The organism is Geminicoccus sp. (assembly GCF_036263595.1).
Classification (GTDB): Bacteria; Pseudomonadota; Alphaproteobacteria; order Geminicoccales; family Geminicoccaceae; genus Geminicoccus.
Genome location: NZ_DATAGQ010000216.1, coordinates 1 through 26,862, shown reverse-complemented (window position 1 = coordinate 26,862; position 26,862 = coordinate 1). Strand labels below are relative to the sequence as shown.

The window sequence follows — 26,862 nt, the reverse complement described above, 5'->3', positions numbered from 1 at the left end:
GTCAGGAAGCGTCCAGTCCGTAGGCAGCGTGCAGCGAGCGGATTGCGAGCTCCATGTAGTCCGACGCGATCAGGACGCTCACCTTGATCTCTGAGGTCGAGATCGCCTGGATGTTGATCCCGCGCTCCGACAACGTACGGAACATGGTATGCGCCACCCCAGCATGGCTACGCATGCCCACGCCGACGACCGAAATCTTCACGACGTTGCCATCGGCATCGACGCGCTCGATCCCGACGCTGCTTTTCAGGCTGTCCAGCAGGGCCTTGGCACGGATGAGATCCGCCTTGCCCACGGTGAACGTCATCGAGGTCGTGGCGCCGTCGGACGAGACGGACTGCACGATCATGTCGACATTGATGTTCGCCTCGGCCAGCGGGCCGAAGATCCCGGCGGCCACGCCCGGCTTGTCGTTCACACCGGCCAGCGTGATCTTGGCCTCGTCCCTGCTGTGGGCGATGCCGGTGACGATGTTGCTTTCCATGATCTCGTCCTCGCCGACCACCAGCGTGCCGGGCTTGTCTTCGAAAGAGGAGAGGACCTGCACCCTCACCCGGTGCTGCATCGCGACGGCCACCGACCGGGTCTGCAGCACCTTGGCACCCAGCGAGGCCAGCTCCAGCATCTCCTCGTAGGTGATCCGGTCGATCTTCTGCGCCTTCTCGTGGATGCGTGGGTCGGTCGTGTAGACCCCGTCGACATCGGTATAGATGTCGCAACGCTCCGCGCCCAGCACGGCGGCGATCGCCACGGCTGAGGTATCGGAACCGCCCCTGCCCAAGGTCGCGATCCGGCCCGCCTCCGAGATGCCCTGGAAGCCGGAGATGACCGCGACCTGTCCCTCGTCCAGCGCCCGCTTCAGGTTGTCGGCGGGGATCGACCCGATCCTGGCCTTGGCGTGCCCGCCCTCGGTCAGGAGCGGAATCTGCCAGCCCTGGAAGGACCGCGCGCGCACACCCTGCTTGTTGAGCGCGATCGCCAGCAGGCCACTGGTGACCTGCTCGCCGGCCGCCACCACCGTATCGTATTCGGCAGGGTCGAAATGCCCGGCATCGATCTCGTCGACCCAGTTGACCAGCTGGTTGGTCGTGCCGGCCATCGCCGAGACGACCACGGCGACCTGGTGGCCCTCGTCCACGGCGCGCTTGACCAGACGCGCCACGTTCTGGATGCGGTCTGGATCGGCGACGGACGTGCCGCCATACTTCTGAACGAGCAGAGCCAAGGATCGACGCTCTCGAGTGGCGCGGGAAGGGCCGCCGGCGCGCGTCGCGGCATTGTCCCACGGTTGAATGGACGCGGCTCTCTTATCGATGCGTCAGGAGGACCACAAGCCCACCCACCGCCGCGCAGCATCGATGGCACGTCGGTACGCAAAAAGGGCACCCGCTCGCTTCGAATGGAACCTCTGGGTGAAAGAAGGCTGCAACGTGAAGCGCAACGCCACAAAGACGGGTGCCGATCCGGATGCGTCCGCCCGCGCGGCCGTGGACGAGCGGGAAGTTCAGAAATTCGCCGGCCTGGCTGCCGAGTGGTGGGATCCGGCCGGGCCGATGGCGCCCCTCCATGCGCTCAACCCCTGGCGGATCGATGCGATCAAGCAGGCGGTCTGCCGGCAGTTCGGCCAGGACCCTTCGACCCGCCAACCCCTTCTTGGGCGCACCCTCCTCGACATCGGCTGCGGCGCCGGGCTGCTCTGTGAACCGATGTCGCGGCTCGATGCCGTCGTCACCGGGATCGATCCGGCCGAGGAGGTGATCGAGGTCGCCCGGGCCCACGCGGCGGCCGAGCAACTGTCGATCGATTACCGCACCGGCCTGGTCGGCGACATCGCCGCCGCGGGCCAGCGCTTCGACATCGTCTGCGCGCTCGAGGTGGTGGAGCACAGCGAGGACCCGGCGTCGTTCGTCCGGGAGGCGGCTGCCTGCGTGGCCGATGGCGGCCTCCTCGTCCTCTCCACCATCGCCCGCACCAATCGCGCCTGGCTGCAGGCGATCGTGGCGGCCGAGTACCTGCTGCGCTGGCTGCCGACCGGCACCCACGAATGGAAGCGCTTCGTCAACGCGTCGGAATTGGCACGCATGGTGCGCGCTGCCGGTCTGACCCTGCGCGAGGTCCGCTCGGTCCGCTACGACGCACGAACCGGCCGGTTCGTAGATGCTCCCCGACCGGACGTGAACTACCTGATGGTCGCCGCGAAGGCCTGACCGGCCGAGCTCAGCCTCGCTCGCTGTGCAGGTGGGCCATTTGGCGGCTGTCGTAGCGGCCACCGATGGACGGCATGCGCCCTGAGTTCGTGCGGGCGCCGAAGCTGGCAGCCTTTCTCGCCATGCATCCAGGTGTGCGGGCGGAAGTCATCGCGGCCAAAGGGTTCGTCGACGTCGTCCCGGGCGGCTTCGATACAGGCATGCGCTGCGAGGAGAGCCTGGGCCAGGACATGATTGCCGTGCCGCTCGGATCCTCCCGACGCTCGTCCACCGGTCCGCCAGCGGCAGGATCGTCCTTTGGGCGTTCGAGCGAAACGGCGACATCATCATCCTGATGCCGCAAGGGCCGGTCGCGAGCGACGTATCGTCCGTGGCGCTCGCGGCGGCACGAGCCGACCTGGAGCGTGAAACGCTGGAGGCATTCCTGGACGACTGGTGCACACCCTTTCCAGGACGCCACCTGGCCTTCCCCCACCGCCAGCTCATGCCGGCCGCCCTGCGCACAATCGCGGACTTCCTGAAGTCGACGGCTGGGGATGCCTGACCGGCCGGTTCAGGCATCGACCTTCGGCAGGGGCGGCAGGAAAGAGAACGTCACGCCCTCGTCATGAAGGCTCTTCGCCTCCTCGGCGGTCGTCTGCCCGAAGATGTCCCGCTTTTCCTTCTCGCCGTAATGGATTGCGCGGGCCTCCTCGGCGAAGCGCTCACCTACGTTCTCGAAGTTCTTCTCGACATGCTCGTGGGCGGCCTTGAGCTGCTGCATGAGCGTCGCCATCCTGGCGCGCTGCTCCGCCCTGGCCGCCTGGGCGCTCTCCGACGTCCGGATCGACGGTGCCATGATGGACTTGGCGACCTTGGCATCACCGCAGACCGGACAGGTGAGCACGCCCTTTGCGGCCTGCTCCTCGAAGGACGCGTTGTCGCGAAACCAGCCTTCGAACTCGTGGTCAGCCGCACACCGCAGCGTGAACTTGATCACATCGCCGCTCCCAGCAGCCTAAGGCTCGTCTACGCCCGCGATGCGGATCGCGCAGAGCTGGCGCTTCCATCTTCGCCAGCGAGAAGCATGCCGTCCAGCCGCCCGGCAGCATCCAGGGCATGCAGATCGTCGCTGCCGCCAATGCCGCGGCCATCGATGAAGATCTGCGGGACGGTGGTGCGGCCGGCAGCGCGGCTCAGCATCTCGGTGCGCCGGCCCGGATCGCTCCACAGATCGATCTCGTCATAGGCGACGCCCTTGCGATCCAAAAGCCGCTTGGCACGGATGCAGTACGGGCAGATCGGCGTTGTATAGATCTCGATCTTGGGCATGATCGGGTCAGTACTCCGAAGACTGAGTCACCCGTTCGACCCGAAGCCGGCGGATGACCATTAGTTACGTGACGATATGGTGACGAGTTCGTCCCGTACCACCCTTGCCAGGACCAGGACGTCCACATTGGCGGCACCGGACCGCAGCAAGACGGCGGCACAGGCCGACAAGGTGCTCCCGGTCGTCAGCACATCGTCTACCAGGATCAACCGGCGTCCCTCGACTTGGCTCCGCCGACGGGCCGCGACCTCGAAGGAGCCGCTGGTGATGTTGTGCAGGCGCTCGGCGGCCCCGAGGCCCTGCTGGCTCCTGGTGGCGTGACGCCGCACGAGCACGTCCTTGAAGCTGGGCACGCCTGCCCGTGACGACACCACGTCCGCCAGGAGGCTGGACTGGTTGAACCCCCGCTTGAGCATCCGCCAGCGGTGCAGCGGGACCGGAACGAGGGCATCGGCGCCTTCGAACAGGTCCTGCCCGGCCCGTGTCATCCAGCCGCCGAAGGCGGATACCGCCTGCAGCTTTGCCCGGTGCTTCATCGCCAGGATCATCGGCGCACAGGCCGGGTCGTAGCGCAGAGCCGCCCGCGCGCGCTGGTAGACGGGCGGATCGGCGATGCAGGTCGGGCAGACGACGAGGCCGGGTGCGGCCTGCGGCACCGGCAGGGCGCAGCGCTGACAGGCAGGCTCCGCGATGAAGCGCAACTGCGTCCAGCAGGCCGGGCAAAGGGAGCCCTGGGCGGCAACCATCTCGCCGCAGGCCGGGCAGCGGGGTGGCAGCATGGCGTCCAGGACTGCGCGTCCCAGCGTGCCGGCCGCGGTCCGAAACATGGCGGGCAAGGTGGCAGCGATCATCGACAGATCCGTATTTCTACCTTGACGCGAATATACCATGCAGCTTTATCAATCAAGCTTCATGGCTGCGCCGGCGCGGCCTGGAGCCGATGTCCGGTCGGACGGCGGCCGGGGCATCGCTTTTCAGAAGCCTTGCACCCAACTTCGCATGGTGTCCCCGCACCGCCGTGTCATGACAGGGTGGCCCGCCGGGATTATACGAGCCGTGCTTACGACAAAGGGACTGTCATGCGCCGCGAACGGTGCGCCAAGATCGTGGCCACGTTGGGCCCGTCCAGCAGCACGGAAGAACGGATCCGCACGCTCGCCGATGCCGGCGTGGATGTGTTCAGGTTCAATTTCAGCCATGGCAGCCACGAGGACCATGCGGAGCGCTTCCGGATGGTGCGGGCGATCGAGAAGGACCGGCGCCGGCCGATCGCCTGCCTGATGGACCTGCAGGGGCCCAAGCTCCGGATCGGCACCTTCGCCGAGGGCAGGATCGACCTCACCAGGGGCGAGAACTTCCGGCTGGAGTTGGAAGGCGGGCCCGGCAGCGTTCGCGGGGTGCGACTGCCCCATCCCGAGATCTTCAAAGCACTGAGGAGCGGCACGGAACTGCTGCTCGACGACGGCAAGATCCGGCTTCGGGTCGAGAAGGTCGGCGCGGATTTCGCGGAGACCGTCGTGGTGACCGGCGGCCCGCTTTCCGACCGCAAGGGGGTGAACGTCCCGAATGCGGTGCTGCCGATCTCGGCGCTCACGCCCAAGGACCTGACCGACCTCGCGTTCGGCATGGACATGGGGTTCGACTGGGTGGCCCTGTCCTTCGTGCAGCGTCCGGACGACGTGGCGGAGGCACGCAAGCTGGTGGTTGGTCGCGCCTCGATCATGGCCAAGATCGAGAAGCCGCAGGCGATCGACCGGCTGGACGAGATCCTGGAGCTCGTCGACGGCATCATGGTCGCCCGAGGCGACCTGGGCGTGGAGATGCCACCCGAGGTGGTGCCCGGCCTGCAGAAGAAGATCATCCGGGCCTCGCGCGAGCAGGGCAAGCCGGTGATCGTCGCGACCCAGATGCTGGAAAGCATGATCAAGGCGCCGGCACCCACGCGCGCCGAGGCGTCCGACGTGGCCACGGCCGTGTTCGACGGCGCCGACGCGATGATGCTGTCGGCCGAGAGCGCTTCGGGCGACTATCCGGTCGAAGCCGTCCAGATCATGGACCGCATCATCCAGACCACCGAGCGCGATCCCCTTTATCGCACCTATGTCGACGCCTATCACGCGCAGGCGCAGCGCACGACGGCCGATGCGATCACGCTGGCGGCAGGCCAGGTCGCCCGGACCATGCAGGCGGTCGCGATCGTGACCTATACGACCAGCGGCGCCACGGCGCTGCGGGCCGCGCGCGAACGGCCGGACCGTCCGATCATCGGCCTGATCACGCGCATGGGAACGGCGCGGAAGCTGGCGCTGGCCTGGGGCGTCCACCCGATCTTCACCGGCGACGCCCACTCCCTGGACGAGATGGTCGACAAGGCACGGCGCTACGCGGTGGAGGAAGGCTTCGCGCAGGCCGGCAACTGCATCGTGATCACGGCCGGCCTGCCGTTCGGCACGCCCGGGGCCACGAACCTGCTCCGGATCGCCTGGGTCACCTGAGATGCCCTTTCGCCGCACCCTGCTGGCGGGGGCTGCCACCGGGCTGGCCACCGCCGCCCTGCCCCTGGTCGCTCAGGAACAGGACCCTGTCGCCGTCGCCACGGCCTATGTCGCCGCGTTCAGCGCCCATGACGCGGCCAGGGCCACGAGCCTGCTCGCCCCCGACGCCGTCTATCTCGACGTCACGATCGGCGAGCCGCAGGTCGGGCGGGACACGATCCGCTCGACCGTCATCGATCCCTACCTCAAGGCCGTACCCGACCTCCACTGGGAGATGCGCGGCGCGCCGATCGCGACGGGCGGGCGGGTTGCCTTCGAATGGCGGATCTCCGGTACCAATTCCGGCGTCTGGCCCGAGGATGTGCCTGCCTCCGGCCATGCGTTCAGCCTGGACGGCGTGAGCGTGATGGACGTGCGGGATGGCCTGATCACGTCCATCACGGACTATTACGACGGGCTCAGCTTCCAGTCGCAGCTGGGCTGGGTGGAATAGGCGGCTCTTCCGGATAGCAAGTCACGCCCTCGGGCGGGCAGATCCCCGGCAGCATCCGCGACGTCCAGATATGCATCGCGTGCCGAAGGTCGGGCGGCTCGTCCAGGGCCCGCCCTTGATGCTCACGCTGCCGTCCCGCACCGAGCGGTGCCACAGCCGAGAACCGCAATTCCCGCAGAAGGCACAGTCCAGCGTATCGCCGGTTGACGTCGGGCGTGTCCAGGAGCGGGGCACGCCGCTGGTCAGGCGCACCGCCGGCCAGGTCACGATCACGGAGATCCCGAACGCCGAGGCCGACTGCCTGCGGCACTCCCGGCAGTGGCAGACATAGACCGCCGACGGCTGCTCGGTCAGTTCATAGCGCACGCCGCCGCACTGGCAGCCGCCCGCGGACAGCCTCGTCGGCTCGCTGCCGTCCATCCCTCGCTCCTAGTTCCCCATCAGCGTGCCCATGGCGTGGCGCATGAACAGGCGTTTGAGCGGCCTGATACGCTCCACCACCGCCAGCCCGGTTTCCCGCGCCAGCTTGATCGGAAAGATGTCGTTGCCGAACAGCCGGTTGATGCCGTCGGTGACCGCCACCATCGACAGCCCGTCGAAGCGCCGCCGTGAAGCGTAGGCCTCCAGGGTCGCGGCATCGCCCGGATCCAATCCGGCCCGCAGGCGCTCCGACACAAGGTCCACGACGGCTTCGACATCGCGCAACGCCAGGTTCCAGCCCTGGCCGGCAATTGGGTGGATGCCGCGAAGCGCGTCGCCGACCAGGGCCACCCGCCGATCGGTCGCCCGTTCCGCCATCACCATGCGCAAGGGATAGGCGAACCTGGAACCAACCAGCTCCAGCTGGCCCAGCGCATCGCCGAACCGCTCCGCCACCTCGGCCAGGAACATGCCGTCGTCCAGCCGGCCGACCTCCTCGGCCAGCCGCTCCTCCAAGGCCCAGACAATGGACGAGCGGTTGCCGGTCATCGGCAGCATCGCGAACGGCCCGTCGGGAAAGAACCTTTCCACGGCTAGGCCTTCATGCGGCTTTTCGTGCGCAAGCGTGCACACGAAGGCGCGCTGGCGGTAGTTCCAGTCCTGGACGTCGATGCCGAGCTGGGCGCGAGTCTGGCTGTATCTGCCTTCGGTCACGAGCAGCAGCTTGGTCGTTTCGGTGCGGCCGCCACGGATTTTCACCGTCACTCGCTCAGGCGCGCGATCCAGCTCTTCGATCCGGCTCGCCCCCAGGATCTCGACCTCCGGCAGCTCGTCCAGCCTGGCCAGCAGCGCCTTGCGCAGGAGACGGTTCTCGACGATCCAGCCGAACGGCTCGGTGCCGACATCCTTGTGGTCGTAACGGACCTTCGCGGGCGACCCCTTCTCGCCGACCACGATGTTCAGGATCGGCTGGGCCTCGCCGACCAGCGGCCAGACTCCGTAGCGGTCCAGCTGGCGCTTGGATCCGAGCGCCACAGCGGTCACCCGGCCATCGAAGCCCGGCTCCACCAGGCGCCGGACGGGCTCCTGCTCGACGACGAGCGCTCGACCACCAGCAGCGCCGATGCCGGCTGCCACGGCCAGGCCGGTCAGGCCACCGCCAACGATCACCACGTCGAACATTGTCACACCCTGCCCAGTTGCTCGTTCACGCTCCGTCGACCCCATGGCTGCCGTCCAGGCAGGCATCTGATCAACGCTTGGCCAGTCGGCAACCCTTCGCGGCGGAAGATCCCCTGCGCAGAGGAGTTGGCACGGCCCTTGCTTCTATACCAGCGTGACCATCTTCCTTTTGGCCCGAGCGTCACGAACGGCACCGACCTAGCTGCCGCTTCGTGACCGATTAAGGCCCGGGGGCTCGCCCCCGGGCCTTTTCTTTGTCCTGGTCCCGCGCGCTCAGTTGTACGGATCGGCCGCGTCGCGCAGCCCGTCACCCATGAAGTTGAAGGCCAGCACCACCAGGATGACCGGCACGACGGGCAGGAGCAGCCACGGATAGAGCGCTACCACGTTGACGTTCTGGGCGTCGTTGAGCAGCACGCCCCACGACACGATGGGTGCCCGCACACCCAGGCCCAGGAACGACAGGGCGGTCTCGCCCAGGATCATGCCGGGGATCGACAGCGTCGCCGAGGCGATCAGATGGCTGGTGAAGGACGGGATAAGGTGGCGTCCGATCACCCGGGCCGGCCTGGCACCCATGAAGGTCGCCGCCTGGGCGAAGTCTTCCTCGCGCAGGGACAGGACCTTCGAACGGACGGCGCGCGCCAGGCCCGTCCAGTCGATCAGGCCGAGAATGATGGTGATGCCGAAGAATACCCAGATCGGATCCCAGTGGACCGGCATTGCCGCGGACAGGGCCAGCCAGAGCGGGATCGTGGGAAAGCAGCGGATCACCTCGATCAGCCGCTGGACCGCCGAGTCGATCCAGCCGCCGTACCAGCCGGCCAGCCCGCCCAGGCTCATGCCGAGCACGAAGCTCACGGCGATGCCGATCAGGCCGATCGTCAGCGAGACCCGGGCGCCGTACATGATCCGCGAGAACATGTCGCGTCCGAGGCGGTCGGTGCCGAACAGGAAGAAGGTCCCGTTCTCCGCCGGGCAGACCAGGTGCAGGTCGCCAGGCACCACCCCCCAGAACCGATACGGGTCGCCATGGCAGAAGAAGCGCAGCTTTTGGACCTTCGAGCGATCCTCGACATAGATCCGCTTGAGCGTCTTCATGTCGAGCGTCTGCTTCCAGCCATAGACGAACGGCCCGACGAGCGCGCCCTCGTGGAACAGGTGGACCATCTGCGGCGGGCTGTTGATGCTGCGCGGGTCCCGGGTATCGCGCCCGTTCGGCGTGATGAACTCGGTCACGAAGATCGTGGCGTACATGAAGGCCAGGAACCACATCGACACGACGGCCAGGCGGTGCCGCTTGAAGCGCCACCACAATAGCTGCCACTGCGAGGCCTTCGCCCAGCGTTCGCGTTCGGGGTCGACCGGGTCCTCCTCGTAGGGGTCGAACGGCGCGGGGTCGACCCAGCGGTCGGTGGCGACCTCCTTGACCTCGCTCATCGCTCGGCTCCAGCGCCCAGCCGGATCCGCGGATCGAGGAAGCCCAGAAGGATGTCGGAAACGAGCGTGCCGATCACGACCAGGGTCGCCTCCAGCATGAGGAAGGAGCCGGCCAGGTACATGTCCTGGGTCTGCAGGGCGCGCACCAGCATGGGCCCGGTCGTGGGCAGGGAGAGAACCACCGAGACCAGGGCGGCGCCGCTGATGAACTCGGGCAGGAGATTGCCGATGTCGGCCACGAACGGGATCAGGGACACCCGGAGCGGGTACTTGATCAGGACCCGCTGCCGGGGCAGGCCCTTGGCCCGCGCCGTGGTGACGTAAGGCTTCTTCAGCTCGTCCAGCAGGTTCGCGCGCAGCCGGCGGATCATCGCGGCCGTACCGGAGGTCCCGATGATGATCACCGGGATCCACATATGCTCGAGCACCGACACGAACTTCCCCCAGGACATGGGCTGGTCGATATATTGCGGGTCGACCAGGCCGCCGATCGACGTGCCGAACCAGACATTCGCCAGGTAGAGCATCACCAGGGCCAGCAGGAAGTTCGGCGTGGCCAGGCCCAGGAAGCCCAGCAGGGTAAGGGTATGGTCGCCCCAGGAATATTTGTGGGTGGCCGAGTAGATCCCGATCGGGAACGCCACGATCCAGGTGAACAGGATGGTGGCGAAGCTGATCACGAAGGTGAGGAGCACCCGGTCGCCGATCACGTCCGCGACCGGCAGGTTGTACTCGAACGACCAGCCGAGGTCGCCCTGCAGCAGGCCGACCGCCCAGTACAGGTATTGCTGCCAGAGCGGACGGTCCAATCCATACCGGGCGCGCAGGTGCTGCAGCTGCTCCTGGGGCATGTTCTCGCCCTGGGACTGCATCTCGGCCATCTGGCTGGTGAGATAGTCGCCGGGTGGCAGCTGGATGATGATGAACACGACGACGCTGATCGCGATCAGCGTCGGGATCATCGTGAGGCACCGACGGATCACGTAGCTCAGCAACGACCTTCCCCCGATCGGACGTGGCGGATGCTAGAGAGTTTTGATGATGAGAGAAATCGCGGCGGACCTCCTCGTCGCCACAGGATGTGGTCAGCCGGCATGGCCACTGCGCAACCTGGGATCACACAGGACGAACAGGACACGCTCCAGAAGCTCCCGCCTGGGCGGGCCGCCCTCACCCTTCAGCCGCAGATCGAGTTCGAGCAGTTCGATGGCTCCCCGCTGGGCCGCGCGGGTCGACCAGCGGCCGAGCGCACGCTTCCAGGGGTCACGCACCTTCCAGAAGAGGGCTTCGACGACCTGATCGGCACTGGCGCCGCCGTCCACCTGTGTCCGCATCCGGATCAGCCGGCCGAATGCGGCGGACAGCCGGTTCACGATCATGATCTCGTTGCCGCCCTCGGCCAGCAGGCGCTCCAGGTCGGCCGCGAGCGAACCGGAGGCGCCGATCAGCACGTCCAGGATCAGGTCGTCCAGTGTCAGCACGCCGGAATTGCCGATGACGGCGCAGACATCCTCGAGCGTCACCCGCGACCCCGGGACGCCGCCGACATAAAGGGCCAGCTTCTCGATCTCCGCGACCGTCACCGCGCGGTCAGCACCCAATGATGCCTGGAGGGCATGCAAGGCGTCGCGATCGGCCACGAGGCCGTGCCGCTGCAGTTCGGTCCGGAGCACGTCCTCCAGGCCGCGCCCCTCGTCCCGGTAGCAGGCGATGGCGGCGGCCTTGGCTGCCTTCTCGACCGATTTGCGCAGGTCGGAAGCGGACGGCAGTTCGCCGGCCTCCAGCAGGACGTAGCTTTCCTGCGCGTCGAGCTTGAAAAGGTCACGCACGGCAGCCTTGACGCGGTCGTCGGCGTCGCGCACCCGCACCACGCGCTGGCCGCCCAGGAGCGACATGCTCTGCGCCTCTTCGAGCAGCAGGCGAGGCTCCTGCGCGACCCGCTCGGCGGGAAGGTCGCCGACCAGGAACGGATCCTTCGGATCGCTCACCAGCCTGGCCAGCAGCGCCTCGACCCGCTGCACGACGATGCCGCGGTCGGGACCATAGACCAGGAAGGTGGAGATGCCGGGATCGGGCTTCGCCAGGAACGCCTCGATCCGTTTCGGCTGGACGATCACGAGGCCGGCTCGTCCAGCCTGACCTTCTGATCACGGAAGAAGACGGCCAGGAGCGTGGCTATCTGGCGCGACACCTCGACCGCCGCCCGCCGCTCGGCATCCTCTTCGGCCACCTGGGTCGAATAGGGAGCCTGGCTGACATTGTAGCTGGCGATCCGGCGCACACGGTTGCGGTAGACGGTGGCGTTGTCGGCGTTGCGGCTGAGCGCGAAAGTGGCGTCCAGGATGAGGTCGTAGCGCGTGATCGTGCTGTTCAGCTGGATCGCCAGGGCACGCGTCGTCCGTCCCAGGGACACCGACAGGAAGTATTCGGGCGGGACCGAGATGCCGGCGGGATTGAGGTCGGCGGCCAGGGCCGCCTTGACCGACTGTCCCAGCCGCCCGTGCGGGACGATGACCGCGACCGCCGCGAGTTCCGGCTTGACGTCGTCGCCGCCGAAATCGCCGTAGAGCGGCTGGAATCCGCAGGCGCCGAGCAGGCCCGGCAGCGTCAGCGCAGCCGACGCGGCGAGGAAGGAGCGACGGCCTTGCCGGATTGCACGCATCAGACCACCACGTTCACGATCTTGTCCGGCACCACCACGATCTTCTTGAGCGGCTTGCCTTCCATCGCCCGGATCGTGCCGGGCTCCGCCAGGGCAGCCGCCTCGACGATGGCGCGTTCGGCACCCTTCGGCACGCGGATCTCGCCGCGGCGCCTTCCATTCACCTGGATCGGCAGGACCACCTCATCGGCTCCGGCCAGGCTCTTGTCCGGCTCCGGCCAAGGTGTTTCCGCCAGCAGCACGTCGTGGCCCAGCCGCTCCCATGCCTCTTCGGTCACATGCGGGATCATGGGATTGAACAGCCGGACCAGGATCTCGACTGCTTCGCGCAGCACGGCAGGTGCCGGATCGTTGCGCTTGAGATGGCTGTCCAGCGTGTTGTGCAGCTCGCGCAGCAGCGCCACTGCCTTGTTGAAGTGGAAGCGCTCGATGGCGCCCGTGACGCCCTCGATCGTGGCGTGGACGGCGCGGCGCAGCTCGAGGTCAGGACCGGCCACGTCAACCGGCGAGACGCCGGCCGGACCCAGCCGCTCGGCCGTCTCGTCGACCAGGCGCCACAGGCGGTTCAGGTAGCGCCAGGCTCCGTCGATCCCGCCATCGGTCCATTCCAGGTCGCGATCGGGCGGGCTGTCCGACAGCATGAACAGCCGGGCGGTATCCGCGCCATAGCCCTGGATGATGTCGGTGGGATCGATCGTGTTGAGCTTGGACTTGCTCATCTTCTCGACACGGCCGGCCTTGACCGGCCGCTCGCCATCGATCGTCACCCACTGGCCGGCGTCGTTCTTCCTGACCTTGCCAGGCTCCAGCCAGTTGCCCTGCTCATCCTGGTAGGTCTGGTGGTTGATCATGCCTTGGGTGAACAGGCCCTCGAACGGCTCGTCCATCGAGAGGTAGCCGACCTTCTTCATCGCGCGGGCATAGAAGCGCGAATAGAGCAGGTGCAGCACGGCATGCTCGACGCCGCCGATATACTGGTCCACCGGCAGCCAGTAGTCGACCTCGTCCTTGCGGCAGGGGCCGTCCTCGTAGTGCGGCGAGCAGTAGCGCGCGAAGTACCACGACGACTCCACGAAGGTGTCCATCGTGTCGGTCTCGCGTGTGCCGGGCCGCCCGTCCGGCAGCGTCGTGTGCTTCCAGGTCGGATGCAGGTCCAGTGGATTGCCGGGCCTGGCGAAGTCCACGTCCTCGGGCAGCGTGACCGGCAGCTGGTCGCGCGGCACCGGCACGACCGTGCCGTCCTCGGCATACAGGACGGGGATCGGGCAGCCCCAGTAGCGCTGGCGGGACAGGCCCCAGTCGCGCAGGCGGAACTGTACCTGCCGCTCGCCGACACCCATCTCTTCCAGCCGGTCGATCACCGTTTTCTTCGCCGTCGGGACGTCCAGCCCGTCCAGGAAGTCGGAGTGGTAGATCGTCCCGTCGCCGGTATAGGCCTCGTCGCCGACCGCGAAGCTGGCCGGATCCGCTCCCTCCGGCAGCACCACGGGGATGACCGGCCGACCGTACTTGCGGGCGAACTCCAGGTCGCGCTGGTCATGGGCCGGGCAGCCGAAGATGGCGCCGGTGCCGTAGTCCATCAGCACGAAATTGGCGACATAGACCGGCAAGAGCACGTCCGGCAGGAACGGGTGGCGTGCGCGCAGGCCGATGTCGAAGCCCTTCTTGTCGGCCTTCTCCAGCGCCTCTTCGGATGTGCCGAGCAGCTTGCACTCTTCGGCAAAGGCCTGGAGGCTCGGATTCGTCCAGGCGAGTTCGTCCGCGAGCGGATGGTCGGGCGCGATCGCCAGGAACGAGGCGCCGAACAGCGTGTCCGGCCGCGTCGTGTAGACGACCAGCTTCTCGTTCCTGCCCTCCACCGTGAACTGGACCCTCGCCCCTTCGGAGCGCCCGATCCAGTTCTGCTGCATCAGCCGGACCTTTTCCGGCCAGCGGTCGAGCTTTTCCAGGCTCTTGAGCAGGTCGTCGGCATATTCGGTGATCTTGAAGAACCACTGATTCAGCTTGCGGCGCTCGACGGGCGCGCCCGAGCGCCAGCCCTTGCCGTCGATCACCTGCTCGTTGGCCAGCACGGTGTGGTCGACCGGGTCCCAGTTGACCCAGCTTTCCTTGCGATAGACCAGGCCCGCCTCGAGGAAGTCGAGGAACATGGCCTGCTCGTGCTTGTAGTAGTCGGGCGAGCAGGTCGCGATCTCGCGGGACCAGTCCAGCGACAGGCCCATCGTCTTCAGCTGCGCCCGCATCTCCGCGATGTTGGCATAGGTCCACGTCGCCGGATGGATGCCGCGCTTGATCGCAGCCCCCTCGGCCGGCAGCCCGAACGCGTCCCAGCCCATCGGGTGCAGCACGTTGAAGCCGCGCGCCCGCTTGTAGCGCGCCACCAGGTCGCCCAGCGTGTAGTTGCGCACATGGCCCATATGGATGCGCCCCGACGGATAGGGGAACATCTCCATCGCGAAGAACTTGGGCTTGGTCCGGTCGACCTTCGCCTCGAACAGGCGCCGGTCTTCCCAGGTCTGCTGCCACTTCTGCTCAGCGGCGCGCAACGCGTATCGCGACATGGCGGATTCTTGTCCGGTCGAAGAAACGAGGTGATGGACGAGGCGCCTCAGGCGCCGCCGCTGGCGGCGATCCGGAGCTGCCGGGCACGCGTCAGGATGCGGTTCTCGAGCTCCACGGCCGTGCCGGGATCAACCGAGGCATCCAGCCACTCGCCGCTTTCGGACCGCGCCTGGCGCCAGATCGACACCTTCACGCCATCGGCCCGCAGCGTCTTGTCCCGTACCAGGACCTGGACCTTGAAACGTTCGCCCGGAGCGTCGGTCGGCTGGTACCAGTCCGTCGTGATCAGTCCGCCGAACGGGTCGGCATTCGCGACCGGCATGAAGTCGATCGTGTCGAGCGATGCGCGCCAGAGATAGCTGTTGACGCCAACGCCGCCGGCATCCTCCTGCCGGGCCTTCGCTTCGCGCGAGCGCGAACCGTAGAGGGTGAGCGTGTCGTCGCCAAAGAACGTTCCGGTTTCTTCGCGCCGGCGCGCTTCCTGGCTGGTCCAGCCCCCCCTGTCCTCCGGCGGCTGTGTCTCGACGTCAGTGCAACCTGCCAGAGCAGCAAGAAGAAGGAAGATCGGCCATGATGTACGCACGTTGCGAGCCCGAGTCCGCCGTAGAGTCCGTGGGCCGCGACTGACCCATCTGTCGGCGCGGACCATAGCATCGCGCATGGGAATCACCAGCCTGCGTTCACCCTGTCGGCACGGGCGCCCTGGCGGGTCGCCATCCGGCCGTTGTGTCAGAAGCTCAACCTGATGCCGAGCCGGCCGGCGGCGTCGCCTTCTGGCAGGTCGGTGCTGCTGCCCGTCAGCGCGAGGTCACCCTCGAGGGTGAGCCAGGACCATGCGGCCAGGTCGGTGCTCAGGAGCATCGAGGAGCGGGTCTCGCCGACCGGTGTCTGCGTCTCTGCCAGGGCGAGACGCGCACTTACCCCGCCATACGCCACCCCGGCGCCCAGGATCTCCGTCTGGAACTGTCCTTCGCCCAGCTGCAGCACGGTGCTGTTGAAGGTCCAGTCGTTCCAGACCAGCGCGCCGCCCAGGACGAAATCGTCAGCCTCTCCGGCAGACGCCGAATTCAGCACCCGAGGCTGCGAGGCCGCTTCAAGCGGTGCCGCCGACAAGTCGAATCTGAGGCGGTCCGTGGAGCTGCCGCGCGGGGTGAAGCCGAAGCTGATCGTGCCAGGCCGATTGCCTTCGACCGCCGTCTCGCTGGCGCCACCGACATAACCTCCAGGCACGAGATCCGCCGCCGTCGCCGACTGCGTCATCCCGATCAATCCCAGAAGGCCTGCCAGTACCAGGCGAAACATCCCACACTCCGAGCAGCAGGTCGGCATCCGTCCACGCCCGCAGTTTGACAGGCGCGTGCGCACAAAGCGAGCAAGAAACAAAAAACTGCGGCGGGGTGATACCCCGCCGCAGCATTCCCAGAAGAGCGTGCCCTGAAGGGCGACGATCAGAACTGGATGTCGATCGCCACCAGGCCGGCGAAGCTCTCGTCGGAGTCCTCGGCGTCGGAGTCGTACAGGCCGACATCGGCCAGGAGCGACAGGCCAGGCATCAGACCCATGGTCGCGGAAGCGACAATGGCGGTCGGTTCCTGGTCGGCGCCCTCGGCCGTGGCGTACTCGAGCGAAAGCTTGGCCGGGCCGAAGGCGCCGCCGATGCCCACGTTCCAGTAGTCGACATCCTCGACGTCGCCGCCGTTGGTGCCGTACGCGCCAGCGACGTTGAAGCCGCCGAAGCCGACGCTGATGCCGCCCATGATACCGTTGATGTCGGCGTCGTCGTTCGTGCCTTCGACCCGCTTGGCCGTCGACGCCGTGACCGAGGCCAGGAGGTCGACACCCGAGAAGCCGCCCTTGTACGAGATGCCGCCTTCGACGTGCTGACGACCACCGCCAGTGTCGTCGATCTGGCTGATCAGGCCGCCAGCGTCATCGTCCGGCGCGAACGACACGCCAGCCTGGAAGCCGGCGAGCGTCGGGGTGTAGTACACGATCTTGGTCGCGGCACCGCTCAGCGGAACGGTGTAGGTGAACGGCGAGTCATTGAAGGCGGGGTTGAAGTCACCGTCGACACCGCCGGTACCGGCAGCAACGGTGCTAGAGAAGACCTTCATTTCGTCGCCGGGGCCAACTTCGTTACCGAAGCGGATTTCACCCCAGCCACCACGCACGAACAGCCAACTACGGTCGATGATCGGGCCGCTGCTAGTCTCACCCGTGGCAACCGTGATCGGCTCGTTGCCTACGATGATCTGCTGAGTCCGGCTCGTGAAGTTACCACGGCCATTGTCGAGGCGCAGACGGACCCGTCCGCCATACTCCATCAGGCTGCCGTCGTCCTTGCCGCGGACGTCGATGAAAAACCGGTTATTCGTGTAGAAGCCGTAGCCGGGATCACGGCCGCTGATGGAGTCGTTCTCGCCGAACACCACACCGGTACGGAACTGACCCGAAAGCTTGATGTCGAGGGCGCCACCGGGAGTGACCTCGGCCGCGCTGGCGGCGCCTGCTGCCGCGACAACGCCTGAGGCCACGCCGGCCAACAGGAGGGTCTTGATCCTCATCTCTATCCTTCCTTCTCGAACTAGCGCGACCTTTGAACCGGACCGGAGGTCCGACCTAGGTCCCCCCCGCCAACGGGTTGACCTTCACGGCCCAGTCGCCGAGGGAGTAGTTGCCCACGGCACCCGCACGTCTCAACTCGTTTCGCTGCCTCGGCCGGGGGTAGGCTCCGCCCTGCGACATTAGTGCAACATGCTTTTCCGGCTCGCGACACAGTTGATAAGACGAGCATCGGGCTGAAGAGAAGTTCCTACAAATCACCCGGTGTCACCGGCTCTGTTCCAACCGTTCTACACAGGGTCTCGGCATTTCCCCTGATCTCCATTGCCTCTGCGACAGCAATGCCCCGATGGGGCTATTCTCTCGCCTGTCGACGTTATGTTGCGACGGCCCGATGTCTGGCCTGCCGGTCTAGGTCATGCCGCGCTGCCTGCTGGCTTCGGTTCTTGTCTTCTTCTTCGAGATCGCCCGGAAAAGTGCCAGGGGACCGCCAGTGTTTGCCAGATGTCGTGGCGTGCGAAGGAAAAGCGACATGACCGTTCAGATGCTGCACTTTTCCGGGTGCAGGGCTTCGGGTGGCGATGGCGTGAAGGTCGTTGCATTGCCGCCGGGATCGCGAAATCCTGCCGGCCGGCACCGAGGCGTGCCGTACCTCCGGCACCACAGGGATCTCATGGACGCTCGACAGGAAGTGGCGGCGGCACTGGCAGAGGTCCGCGCACGAATCGAGGCGGCAGCAACCGGTGCCGGTCGCGATCCCGCATCGGTCCGCCTCATCGCGGTGAGCAAGCTGCAGCCGGCCGAACGGATCGAGGCCGCCCTGCAGGAAGGGCAGCGGGCGTTCGGCGAGAACTATGTGCAGGAAGCCAAGAATCGCTGGCCGGCACTCCGCGAACGGTTCGAGGGCATCGAGCTGCACCTGATCGGGCCCCTGCAGACCAACAAGACCGCCGAGGCCGTGGCCTTGTTCGACGTCATCCAGACGCTCGACCGCGAGAAGCTCGCCCGCTCGCTGGTCAAGGAGCGTGACCGGCAGGGCCGGCTTCCCCGTCTCTACGTCCAGGTGAACACGGGCGAGGAGGCACAGAAGGCCGGCATCCTGCCGGATGGCCTCGAAAGCTTCCTCGACCTCTGCCGGGGCCAGCTGGCGCTGGAGATCGAGGGGCTGATGGCGATCCCGCCGGACGGCGACGACATCGCTCCGCATGCGGCGCTGCTTGCGAAGTTCGCCAGGCGCCACGGCATCCGCGAACTCTCGATCGGGATGAGCGCCGACTACGAGACGGCCATCCGCTTCGGCGCGACCCAGGTCCGCGTCGGCTCTGCCATCTTCGGCGCGCGCCCGCCAAAGATGGCGCCGAACGCCTGACCCGCCGGCCGGTCAGGCCAGCGGCAGCTCCTGATAGTGTTCCCTGGCCTCGCTGAACGGCCCGCGCCGCCTGGGCATCGCCAGAACCCGGACGACCTTGATGTCCCGTCCCTGGGGAAGGGTCAGCACCATGCCGGTGCGGACCTGCAGGTGGGACTTGGTGACCACGCGTTCATCCACGCGTACCCAGCCCCCTTCGACCAGTTTCTGGGCATCGGAGCGGCTCTTGCAGAACCGCGTGTGCCAGAGCCACGTGTCCAACCTGAGCGCTTCGTCCTGCAAGCTGCCTCCTCTTCGCCGGGCTCCAGCCGGCTCTCCTGATGCTCAACTGCTTCCGGCTACGAGCGTGCGCAGCACGGCAAATGGCGAATCGGCACGACCGGCCTGCGCCGCCCGCTTGCGCTCGACCGGGTCCGGCCGCCGGCGCTTGCGCATGCGCACGAGGCGCCGCGCTTCCCCTTCGACGACGCAGGCGAAGCCCAGTCCAGCTGCCACCGTGATCAGTTCCTCGAGCTTCAGCCCCGCCGCCGCCGCCAGGTCGCCCGGCAGGTCGAACAGCCGGCTCTCCCGGCCGCGCGCCCGCAACTGCGCCGCCAGCCGCTCGGTCACGTCCAGCCGCAGGCCGAGATCGCCGAAGCGCGCAAAGCCAAGCGCCGCCAGAGTCTGCCCGGAAAGCTCCGGCAGATCGCGCCAGGTGGTGGCGCCCTCCGGCGGCAAGGGACATGGCCGGCCGGTCCAGACCTTGGCCAGGGTCGCGATCACGAGGCGCGCCCTCGGCCGCATCAGGTCCGGCAGGTAGAGCCATTCCACCCCGAGCCGGACCCCCAGCCTGGCCAGCGCCTTGCGGTCGGTCTCGTTCAGGGGGCCGGACAGGCTCTCGACCTTGTCCAGCCGGATGGCGCCCATGCCTTCCACCAGCGCATAGGCCACGCCGCGCACGGCGCCGCTCAGCGCCGGATCGTTGCTGGCCGAGGCCAGGCGGTTCAGCTTGCCCAGGCCATGGGCGATGAACGCCTCCAGCCGCTGGCCCAGCTCTGCCGTGACCCGCTCGCGCAGGTCGCCACGCAGTTCCTCGCTGACCTTGGGCCGCACCGATGGCCGCAACGGCGAGCCGCCTGGCAGCAACGTTCCCACCACCGAGCCCCGCCAGCGCACCGTGCCGTCGCTCTCGAAGCGGACATCCTCGACAGGTGCGGCCAGCATCTCGGCGACCCGGCGCTCCAGGGCCGGGCGCAGGGCACGCCGTGCTGCGGCGCTCAGCGCCTTGCGCGCCAGGTCCGCCTCACCGGCGATCGGCGTGAAGTCCAAGCCGTCGATCACACCCACATGGTGGCCATCGACGGCGAGCGACCCGTCGGGCTCCACCGTCGCCGGCAGGTCGTCATGCTCGCGCAACGACCGGAGCAGGGCCGTGGTCCGCTTGTCGACGAAGCGCTGCATCAGCCGCTCGTGCAGCGCGTCCGACAGCCGGTCCTCGACCGCGCGGGCCCGTTCCTGCCAGTGGGTGGAATCGGTGAACCAGTCGGAGCGGTGCGACAGGTAGGTCCAGGTCCGGATATGGGCGAGCCGGCCCATCAGCGTGTCGATGTCGCCGTCCATCCGGTCGATATGGTCGATCGTCCGCGCGACCCAGTCGCCGGGGATGACGCCCTCGGGCCCGGTGAGATGGCGGTAGATCGTGCTCAGCAGATGGAGGTGGCTGTCGGCCAGCGTCTTGGAGAAGTCCGGCGTCTGGCAGACGCTCCACAGCAGGCGGACCCGGTCCTGCCGGTCGGCGATCCCGCGGATCTCCTCGCGCGCGGCCAGCATGTGCAGGGAGCGGTCGTCCAGGGCGTCGCGCACCTTGAGCAGGGCGCCGCGCGTGGCGGGATCGGCCGGCTCCGCATCCAGGGACCGGATCAGGCCCTGCAGCGAGCGGAAGTCCAGATCGGAATTGCGCCAGCGGATATGCTTGAGCGGCGGAAAGCTGTGGCTCTCGACCGCCTCGACGATCCGCTCGTCCAGTTCGCCCACGCCGTTGGTGGTCCCGAACGTGCCGTCGGCCATGTGCCGCCCGGCGCGGCCGGCGATCTGCGCCACCTCGGTGACCGTGAGCTGCCGCCGCTCCCGCCCGTCGAACTTCTGCAGCGCGGCGAAGGCCACATGGGTCAGGTCCATGTTCAGCCCCATGCCGATCGCATCGGTGGCGACGAGGTAGTCGACCTCGCCGGCCTGGTACATCGCGACCTGAGCGTTGCGGGTCCGCGGGCTGAGCGAGCCCATCACGATCGCGGCACCGCCGCGCTGGCGCCGGATCACCTCGCCCAGCGCATAGACGTCGGCCGCCGTGAACGCGACCACGGCCGAGCGCCGGGGCAGCCGGTGCAGCTTGCTTTCGCCGGCATAGGTCAGGGTCGACAGGCGCGGCCTTGCGATCAGCACGGCATCGGGAATGAGCCGCTTGATGATCGGCTTCATCGTGTCCGAGCCCAAGAAGATCGTCTCGTGCAGCCCGCGCGCGTTGAGCAGCCGGTCGGTGAACACGTGGCCGCGTTCCCAGTCTGCGCACAGCTGGATCTCGTCGACGGCAAGGCATCCTACCGGCCGGTCCATCGGCATCGCCTCGACGGTGGCGACCACATAGGCCGCCTTGTCGCTGCCGATCTTTTCCTCGCCCGTGACCAGCTGCACCGCTTCTGGACCGCGTGCCTTCACGATACGATCGTAGATCTCGCGGGCGAGGAGCCGCAGGGGGAGGCCGATCATGCCGGAGCGGTGCGCCAGGATGCGCTCGATCGCGAAGTGCGTCTTGCCGGTATTGGTCGGCCCGAGGACCGCCAGGATGCGCGAATCGGAGGGGCGCATCGAGCTCATGGAGATCAAGATTCCCCTCTCGTCGACACAATGCAAGAGGACCCGGTGCCAAATGTGCACGAGGGGATGACGGGGCCATGACCGTCGAGCATCGCTTTCAGCACCGCTTCGCCGGCCCCCGCTCCAGGGTCTGGACGGCGCTTGCGGACACCGCCCGCTTCAACGAGGCGTCAGGCCTGCCGGCCCATCCGATCACCAATGCCACGGCTGCCGACGGGAGCCGGATCTTTCGTGGCCAGGCCAGGATTGGCCCCTTGAACCTGCAGTGGACCGACCTTCCGGCCAACTGGATCAAGGAACGGTGGTACGAGCACGACCGGCTGATCGACAATGGCCCGCTCTCCCGTCTCCGCGTGACACTGCAACTGGACGACGACGGCGATGGTTGCATCGCCCGCTATCGCTACGAGGTCGAGCCCCGCGGCGTGGGCGGTCGCCTGCTGCTCGCCGCCGGCTTCCTGCAGCGCCAGGAGAAGCACTTCATCCGCATGTGCGAGCGGGTGGAGGAGTTCGTGCGGGAAAGGAGCCTGGCCCCCTACGACTACCCGCCGCCCAAGCTGCCGCCTCGCACGCATGCTCAGATCGACCGGCTGCGCGCGGAGCTGCTGGCGGCCGGCCACCCTTTGCCGATCGTCGACGAGATCGTCCGCCTCGTTCGCAGCGGCGGCGAGAACGATGTGCGCCGCATCCGCCCGCTCCAGCTGGCACGCCTGCACGGCCTGCAACCGCGCGCGACGATCGCCGCCTGCCTGGACGCCGCCAGGCGCGGCCTGCTCGATCTGTCCTGGGACCTGCTCTGCCCGCGCTGCCGCGGCGCCAAGCAGCAGTCGGCGACGCTCGACCAGCTGGCGACCGAGGCCCATTGCGACACCTGCGCCATCCGCTACGACCGCGACTTCAGCCGCAACGTCGAGGTCACCTTCCATCCGGCCGCCGGACTCCGCGCGCTGCAGGGTGGGGAGTTCTGCCTGCTGGGCCCGGTCAGCACGCCGCACATCATCGCCCACATCACGCTGGCACCGGGCGAGCATCGCTCCTTGGACCTGGACCTGCCGCCCGCCACCTATCGCGCCCGTACCCTGGAACCGGGACCCGAGCGGACCCTCGAGCATGAAGGCGGGCCGCTGCCGGCCATCGAGCTGGCGGATGGCATGGTGGCGTTCGGGCCCCCTGCGGCACCCGGTCGGCTGGACCTCGTCAACGGGACGGAGCGTCCGCTCACCGCCGTGCTGGAAGATCGCAACTGGCTGCGCGACACGCTCACGGCCGACCGGGTCGCCGCCAACCAGGCGTTCAGGGACCTCTTCTCCGACCAGGTGCTGCGGCCGGGCGACGAGGTCGGCATTGCCCGCGTGGCCGTGCTGTTCAGCGACCTCGCCGGCTCTACCGCGCTCTACCAGCGCATCGGCGAGGCTGCGGCGTTCGGCCGGGTACGCACCCATTTTGCCTGGCTGGGCGCCATCATCCGCGACCATGACGGCGCGGTGGTCAAGACGATCGGCGACGCGATTATGGCGGCTTTCGCGGACCCGCTCGACGCCGTGCGGGCGGCGCTCGCCATCCAGACCCGGACACCGGAGCTGAACCCGGAGGGCCTGCCGCCCCTCTCGCTCAAGATCGGGGTGCATGCCGGTCCGTCGATCGCGGTGACCCTGAACGAGCGCCTGGATTATTTCGGCTCGACCGCCAACCTCGCCGCCCGGCTGCAGTCCGTGGCTGGCCCTGGCGAGATCATGATGTCGGCGGCGATGGCACAGGATCCGACCATCCGCGAGCTGGCAGCACCGCTGACGACGGAGTTCGCGGCGGTCCGGCTTCGCGGCTTCGATCAGCCCGTCGCCTGCATGCGGCTGGTCCCGGCGCCGAAGCCTGCGTGAGCCTCCGCTTGAACGATACAGCACCGCTGATACGGTGGGATGGCCGGGCTGCGGGAGCAGGACCCGCGGAGGCCCGACCAGAACACGCATGGCATACGATCCGCAGGCCCTTCTCGTCGCGGTGGTCGCGGGACTGGCCTGCGGCTTCCTGAACACGGTGGCATCGTCCGGATCGGCCGTGTCCCTGCCGATCCTGCTGGCCCTGGGCCTCGACCCGATCAGCGCGAACGCCACCAACCGTATCCCGGTGCTGCTGGCCGGCATCACCGCCAGCGCCGACCTGGCAAGGCGCCGCGTGATCCCCTGGCGCCTCGCGATGCGAATCACCCTGCCGGTGACCGCCGGGGCCGTGGCGGGCGCGATGCTGGCCGAGGCCATGCCGGCCCACGATCTGCGTCTGGCCATCACCTTCGCCGTCCTGGTGGCACTGATCCTCCTGCTCACCAGGCTGCGCGACATCATCAACGCTGCCGTCACCGGCGAGCCACGCTTCGGGCTGCGCGAAGCGGCGTTGTTCGTGCTGGTCGGTCTTTGGCTCGGCTTCATCGTCCTGGACGGCGCCACCTACCTCCTGTTGGCCCTGGTGTTCGCGGTCCGGCTGCCCCTGGTCCAGGCCAACGCGGTCAAGAACGTGCTGCTCGTGCCGACCACCTTCGCCGCCATGCTGGTCTTCGCCAGCCACGGGAGCATCGACTGGACGCTGGGTCTCGCCATGGGCCTTGGCAGCATGGCCGGGGGGCTGATCGGCGCTCGGGTCTCGGTGTCGCCCTCGGCCAAGCGCTGGATCTTCGGGCTGCTCGTCGCGGTGATCGTAGGCGAACTCATCCACTTGACGGCTCGCTACGCGGCCGATCTGCCCCACTCTGCGGGATGACGCCGGCCACCGCCGCCGCAGCACTCGTCGTCCCACTCCGTTACGACGTCGACGCAATCATGATCGACCACCTGCCCTCCTACCAGCATCTGGTCGCCCAGAGCGGAGACGATCAACTGGCGTGTCTCCGACAGGCCCTGGCCAATCTGGCCCAGATGCTGAACGCGAACGCGACCGCGTGTCAGCTCCGCCCGGCACTGATCGCTCGCACGCACGCCGGCTTGGCGCAGGCCCTGTGCCTGCTCAAGGAAGGCCATTACCTGCGCAAGGCGATGTCGCTCGTGGCCACCCACCGCGAGAACGGGCGGGACATCGAGATCCGCTATGACGGCATCGCGCCGACCATCTCGGCCGAGAACGAGGAAGCGTGGGCCGCTGCCGGGCTGCAGCGCCTCTCGATCGGCATCCATCCGGACCACGCCGCCACCCGGACCCGCGCCGGCCACGCCTCGATCAGCCTGGACCTCAACGGCCAGGCCCTGGCGGCAATCGGTGAAAAGGCTACGGGCGGGCGCATGCCTGCGCCCATGTGCCCGCTCGCGCCTTGCGGACGCCCCGGCCAATTCCCAGATGGCTCGACACTTGGCGCAACCTTCTGAACTGCAAGGCGATGAGCGAGACGATGCAGCCGTTCGAGGCCGATGTCGGCCGTGTTCTCGATCTCGTGATCAACTCACTCTACAAGGATCGCGAGATCTTCCTGCGGGAATTGATCTCCAACGCGTCGGATGCTTGCGACAAGCTCCGCTACGAGAGCCTGAGCCGCCCGGAACTACTGGGCACCGACCCGGACCTGCAGATCACCATCCTGGCAGATGCGAAGAACGGCCTGCTGACGATCGCCGACAACGGCATCGGCATGACCCGGGACGAGCTCGCCGAGAACCTCGGCACCATCGCCCGCTCAGGCACCGCAAAGTTCGCGTCCCTCTTGACCGGCGACGCCAAGAAGGACGTCGACCTGATCGGCCGGTTTGGCGTGGGCTTCTACTCGGTCTTCATGGTCGCGGATAAGGCTGTCGTCACGTCGCGTCGTGCCGGCGAGAGCACGACCTGGGCCTGGGCCTCGGACGGGCGCAGCGGCTTTGTGCTGGAAGAAGCGCCGTCGGACGGCATCAAGCGCGGCACCGCGATCACGCTCCACCTCAAGGACGACGCCAAGGACTTCCTGAACGAGTGGACGCTCAAGCGGATCGTCCGCACCCATTCCGACCATGTCGCCCTTCCGATCAAGCTGCAGGTGATCAAGGCCGAGGTGAAGGAAGACGAGGAGCCTGCTGCCCCCGAGCAGATCAACCAGGGCTCGGCACTCTGGACCCGGCCGAAGTCGGAGATCACCGACGAGCAGTACAAGGAATTCTACCACCACGTCGCGCACGCCTTCGACGAGCCGTTCGCCCGGGTGCATTTCACCGCCGAGGGCATGCTCGAATACACGGGGCTCCTGTTCGCCCCGTCGATGAAGCCCTTCGACCTCTACGACCCCAAGCGCGCGCACAGCGTGAAGCTCTACGTCAAGCGCGTGTTCATCACGAGCAACCTTGAGAACCTCCTGCCGCGCTATCTGCGCTTCGTGTCCGGCGTGATCGACAGCCAGGACCTGCCGCTCAATGTCAGCCGCGAGACTCTCCAGGTCAGCACGGTCGTGCCGAAGATGCGCAAGACCATCGTCAAGCGGATCCTCGACGAACTGAAGACCAAGGCCAAGGCCGAGGAGAAGGAAGCCCAGGACAAGTACCTGGCGTTCTGGTCCGACTTCGGCGCGGTCCTGAAGGAAGGCCTCTACGAGGACGGCGAGAACCGCGAGCGTCTCCTGGAGCTCGCCCGCTTCCGCTCGACCCACTCCGCCGAAGCCTGGGTGTCGCTCGAAGAATATGTCGGGCGGATGAAGCCCGGCCAGGATGCCATCTACGTCATCTCCGGCGAGAGCCAGGCGGCCCTGCGCAACAGTCCGCAGCTGGAGGAGGCCCGCGCCAAGGGGGTCGAGGTCCTGCTGCTCGACGACCAGGTCGACCCGTTCTGGCTGGAGCAGGTCACGACCTATCAGGGCAAGTCGATCAAGTCGCTCGCTAAGGGTGACGTCGACCTGTCCGGCATCGAGAAGAACGCGGACGAGACCGAGAAGCCCGAGGAACCCGCCGCCGACGGCACCGATCTCGGCCGGCTGATCGCCAAGCTGAAGGCGGCCCTGGGCGAGCAGGTCTCGGACGTGCGCGAGAGCAAGCGGCTGCGCCAGAGTGCGGTCTGCCTGGTCGCCGGCGACGACGCCATGGACATGCGGCTGGAGCGCTTCCTCAAGAGCCACAACCAGCTGGATGCCCTGGGCAAGCGGGTCCTGGAGCTGAACCCGCGCCACGACCTGGTCCGCCGCATGGCGACGCTCGCCAAGGACGACACGCCCGACTTCCCGGAGCTGGCCGAGCTGCTCTTGGACCAGGCCCGGATCGTCGAGGGCGAGCCCCTGCCCGACCCCGCCGCGTTCGGGCGTCGCCTGTCCACCTTCGTGGCCCGCGGGCTGGCCTGATCCGGCCACGGGTCGCCAGGCCGCTGCGTT

26 protein-coding genes are annotated in these 26,862 nt (G+C 67.5%); 10 read left to right on the top strand and 16 right to left on the bottom strand.

What is annotated here, in order from left to right:
* Position 1: 1 nt before the first annotated feature.
* Entirely contained in the window at positions 2-1,225 is a 1,224-nt protein-coding gene (locus VHL31_RS23965) for an aspartate kinase (RefSeq protein ID WP_329663769.1), read from the bottom strand.
* A 205-nt stretch (positions 1,226-1,430) separates the two neighbouring features.
* Between VHL31_RS23965 and ubiG the strand changes: the two genes are divergently transcribed.
* The 3 genes from ubiG to VHL31_RS23950 all read left to right on the top strand — a co-directional run bounded on the left by ubiG (position 1,431) and on the right by VHL31_RS23950 (position 2,751).
* A complete protein-coding gene (gene ubiG / locus VHL31_RS23960) occupies positions 1,431-2,207 on the top strand; it encodes a bifunctional 2-polyprenyl-6-hydroxyphenol methylase/3-demethylubiquinol 3-O-methyltransferase UbiG (protein ID WP_329663768.1) in 777 nt (258 codons plus the stop codon).
* A gap of 74 nt (positions 2,208-2,281) precedes the next feature.
* Positions 2,282-2,542 (top strand): hypothetical protein, encoded by a 261-nt coding sequence (locus VHL31_RS23955; protein ID WP_329663767.1) that lies wholly within the window; start codon positions 2,282-2,284, stop codon positions 2,540-2,542.
* Entirely contained in the window at positions 2,542-2,751 is a 210-nt protein-coding gene (locus VHL31_RS23950) for a hypothetical protein (RefSeq protein ID WP_329663766.1), read from the top strand. The genes VHL31_RS23955 and VHL31_RS23950 overlap by 1 nt, the downstream gene beginning before the upstream one ends.
* A 9-nt stretch (positions 2,752-2,760) precedes the next feature.
* Here VHL31_RS23950 and VHL31_RS23945 read toward each other — a convergent pair whose 3' ends face one another.
* From VHL31_RS23945 to VHL31_RS23935, 3 genes are read right to left on the bottom strand one after another with little or no spacing between them, the layout of a single operon-like run.
* Positions 2,761-3,186: a DUF1178 family protein gene (locus tag VHL31_RS23945; protein WP_329663765.1), complete on the bottom strand. Its 426-nt coding sequence runs from the start codon at positions 3,184-3,186 to the stop codon at positions 2,761-2,763.
* Positions 3,187-3,215: 29 nt separating this feature from the next.
* Positions 3,216-3,518 carry a glutaredoxin 3 gene (grxC, locus tag VHL31_RS23940; RefSeq protein WP_329663764.1) on the bottom strand — a complete coding sequence of 101 codons (303 nt, stop codon included), beginning with the start codon at positions 3,516-3,518 and terminating at the stop codon, positions 3,216-3,218.
* Positions 3,519-3,578: 60 nt separating this feature from the next.
* On the bottom strand, positions 3,579-4,370 hold the full coding sequence (locus VHL31_RS23935; RefSeq protein ID WP_329663763.1) for a ComF family protein: 792 nt from the start codon (positions 4,368-4,370) through the stop codon (positions 3,579-3,581).
* 228 nt (positions 4,371-4,598) lie between these two features.
* On the opposite strand from VHL31_RS23935, the gene pyk reads away from it, so the two are divergent.
* Both pyk and VHL31_RS23925 read left to right on the top strand, forming a co-directional pair.
* Positions 4,599-6,014, top strand: a complete 1,416-nt coding sequence (gene pyk / locus VHL31_RS23930) for a pyruvate kinase (protein WP_329663762.1) — start codon at positions 4,599-4,601, stop codon at positions 6,012-6,014.
* Position 6,015: 1 nt separating this feature from the next.
* Positions 6,016-6,507, top strand: a complete 492-nt coding sequence (locus tag VHL31_RS23925) for an ester cyclase (RefSeq protein WP_329663761.1) — start codon at positions 6,016-6,018, stop codon at positions 6,505-6,507.
* Between the two features lie 21 nt (positions 6,508-6,528).
* Here the strand turns inward: VHL31_RS23925 and VHL31_RS27085 are convergent, their stop codons facing one another.
* The 10 genes from VHL31_RS27085 to VHL31_RS23875 all read right to left on the bottom strand — a co-directional run bounded on the left by VHL31_RS27085 (position 6,529) and on the right by VHL31_RS23875 (position 17,337).
* Positions 6,529-6,927 carry a GFA family protein gene (locus VHL31_RS27085; protein ID WP_414653815.1) on the bottom strand — a complete coding sequence of 133 codons (399 nt, stop codon included), beginning with the start codon at positions 6,925-6,927 and terminating at the stop codon, positions 6,529-6,531.
* 9 nt (positions 6,928-6,936) lie between these two features.
* Positions 6,937-8,109, bottom strand: a complete 1,173-nt coding sequence (locus tag VHL31_RS23915; RefSeq protein ID WP_329663759.1) for a UbiH/UbiF/VisC/COQ6 family ubiquinone biosynthesis hydroxylase — start codon at positions 8,107-8,109, stop codon at positions 6,937-6,939.
* 273 nt (positions 8,110-8,382) lie between these two features.
* Positions 8,383-9,549: an ABC transporter permease gene (locus VHL31_RS23910; RefSeq protein WP_329663758.1), complete on the bottom strand. Its 1,167-nt coding sequence runs from the start codon at positions 9,547-9,549 to the stop codon at positions 8,383-8,385.
* Entirely contained in the window at positions 9,546-10,544 is a 999-nt protein-coding gene (locus VHL31_RS23905; RefSeq protein WP_329663757.1) for an ABC transporter permease, read from the bottom strand. Before VHL31_RS23905 ends, VHL31_RS23910 begins: the two co-directional genes overlap by 4 nt.
* Positions 10,545-10,634: 90 nt before the next feature.
* Positions 10,635-11,666, bottom strand: a complete 1,032-nt coding sequence (holA, locus tag VHL31_RS23900) for a DNA polymerase III subunit delta (RefSeq protein WP_329663756.1) — start codon at positions 11,664-11,666, stop codon at positions 10,635-10,637.
* The gene (gene lptE / locus VHL31_RS23895; protein ID WP_329663755.1) at positions 11,663-12,211 is read right to left on the bottom strand and encodes an LPS assembly lipoprotein LptE; all 549 of its coding nucleotides are present in this window, start codon (positions 12,209-12,211) and stop codon (positions 11,663-11,665) included. Before lptE ends, holA begins: the two co-directional genes overlap by 4 nt.
* On the bottom strand, positions 12,211-14,772 hold the full coding sequence (leuS, locus tag VHL31_RS23890) for a leucine--tRNA ligase (RefSeq protein ID WP_329663754.1): 2,562 nt from the start codon (positions 14,770-14,772) through the stop codon (positions 12,211-12,213). The genes lptE and leuS overlap by 1 nt, the downstream gene beginning before the upstream one ends.
* Before the next feature lie 47 nt (positions 14,773-14,819).
* A complete protein-coding gene (locus VHL31_RS23885; RefSeq protein WP_329663753.1) occupies positions 14,820-15,356 on the bottom strand; it encodes a DUF3576 domain-containing protein in 537 nt (178 codons plus the stop codon).
* A 146-nt stretch (positions 15,357-15,502) separates the two neighbouring features.
* Positions 15,503-16,075, bottom strand: a complete 573-nt coding sequence (locus tag VHL31_RS23880) for a hypothetical protein (RefSeq protein WP_329663752.1) — start codon at positions 16,073-16,075, stop codon at positions 15,503-15,505.
* 146 nt (positions 16,076-16,221) lie between these two features.
* Positions 16,222-17,337 (bottom strand): porin, encoded by a 1,116-nt coding sequence (locus tag VHL31_RS23875; RefSeq protein ID WP_329663751.1) that lies wholly within the window; start codon positions 17,335-17,337, stop codon positions 16,222-16,224.
* 671 nt (positions 17,338-18,008) lie between these two features.
* On the opposite strand from VHL31_RS23875, the gene VHL31_RS23870 reads away from it, so the two are divergent.
* Positions 18,009-18,704: a YggS family pyridoxal phosphate-dependent enzyme gene (locus VHL31_RS23870; RefSeq protein ID WP_329663750.1), complete on the top strand. Its 696-nt coding sequence runs from the start codon at positions 18,009-18,011 to the stop codon at positions 18,702-18,704.
* Positions 18,705-18,716: 12 nt separating this feature from the next.
* Here VHL31_RS23870 and VHL31_RS23865 read toward each other — a convergent pair whose 3' ends face one another.
* Both VHL31_RS23865 and VHL31_RS23860 read right to left on the bottom strand, forming a co-directional pair.
* Positions 18,717-18,986, bottom strand: a complete 270-nt coding sequence (locus VHL31_RS23865; protein ID WP_329663749.1) for an RNA-binding S4 domain-containing protein — start codon at positions 18,984-18,986, stop codon at positions 18,717-18,719.
* 42 nt (positions 18,987-19,028) lie between these two features.
* Positions 19,029-21,557, bottom strand: coding sequence for a helicase-related protein (locus VHL31_RS23860; RefSeq protein WP_329663748.1), 2,529 nt, complete (start codon positions 21,555-21,557; stop codon positions 19,029-19,031).
* Positions 21,558-21,634: 77 nt separating this feature from the next.
* Here VHL31_RS23860 and VHL31_RS23855 point away from each other — a divergent pair, with 77 nt between their 5' ends.
* From VHL31_RS23855 to htpG, 4 genes are all read left to right on the top strand, one after another.
* Positions 21,635-23,434, top strand: coding sequence for an adenylate/guanylate cyclase domain-containing protein (locus tag VHL31_RS23855; RefSeq protein ID WP_329663747.1), 1,800 nt, complete (start codon positions 21,635-21,637; stop codon positions 23,432-23,434).
* A gap of 88 nt (positions 23,435-23,522) precedes the next feature.
* Positions 23,523-24,308, top strand: coding sequence for a sulfite exporter TauE/SafE family protein (locus VHL31_RS23850; protein WP_329663746.1), 786 nt, complete (start codon positions 23,523-23,525; stop codon positions 24,306-24,308).
* Positions 24,309-24,367: 59 nt separating this feature from the next.
* Entirely contained in the window at positions 24,368-24,907 is a 540-nt protein-coding gene (locus VHL31_RS23845; protein WP_329663745.1) for a hypothetical protein, read from the top strand.
* Positions 24,908-24,918: 11 nt separating this feature from the next.
* Positions 24,919-26,832 (top strand): molecular chaperone HtpG, encoded by a 1,914-nt coding sequence (gene htpG / locus VHL31_RS23840; RefSeq protein ID WP_329663744.1) that lies wholly within the window; start codon positions 24,919-24,921, stop codon positions 26,830-26,832.
* Positions 26,833-26,862 lie beyond the last annotated feature (30 nt).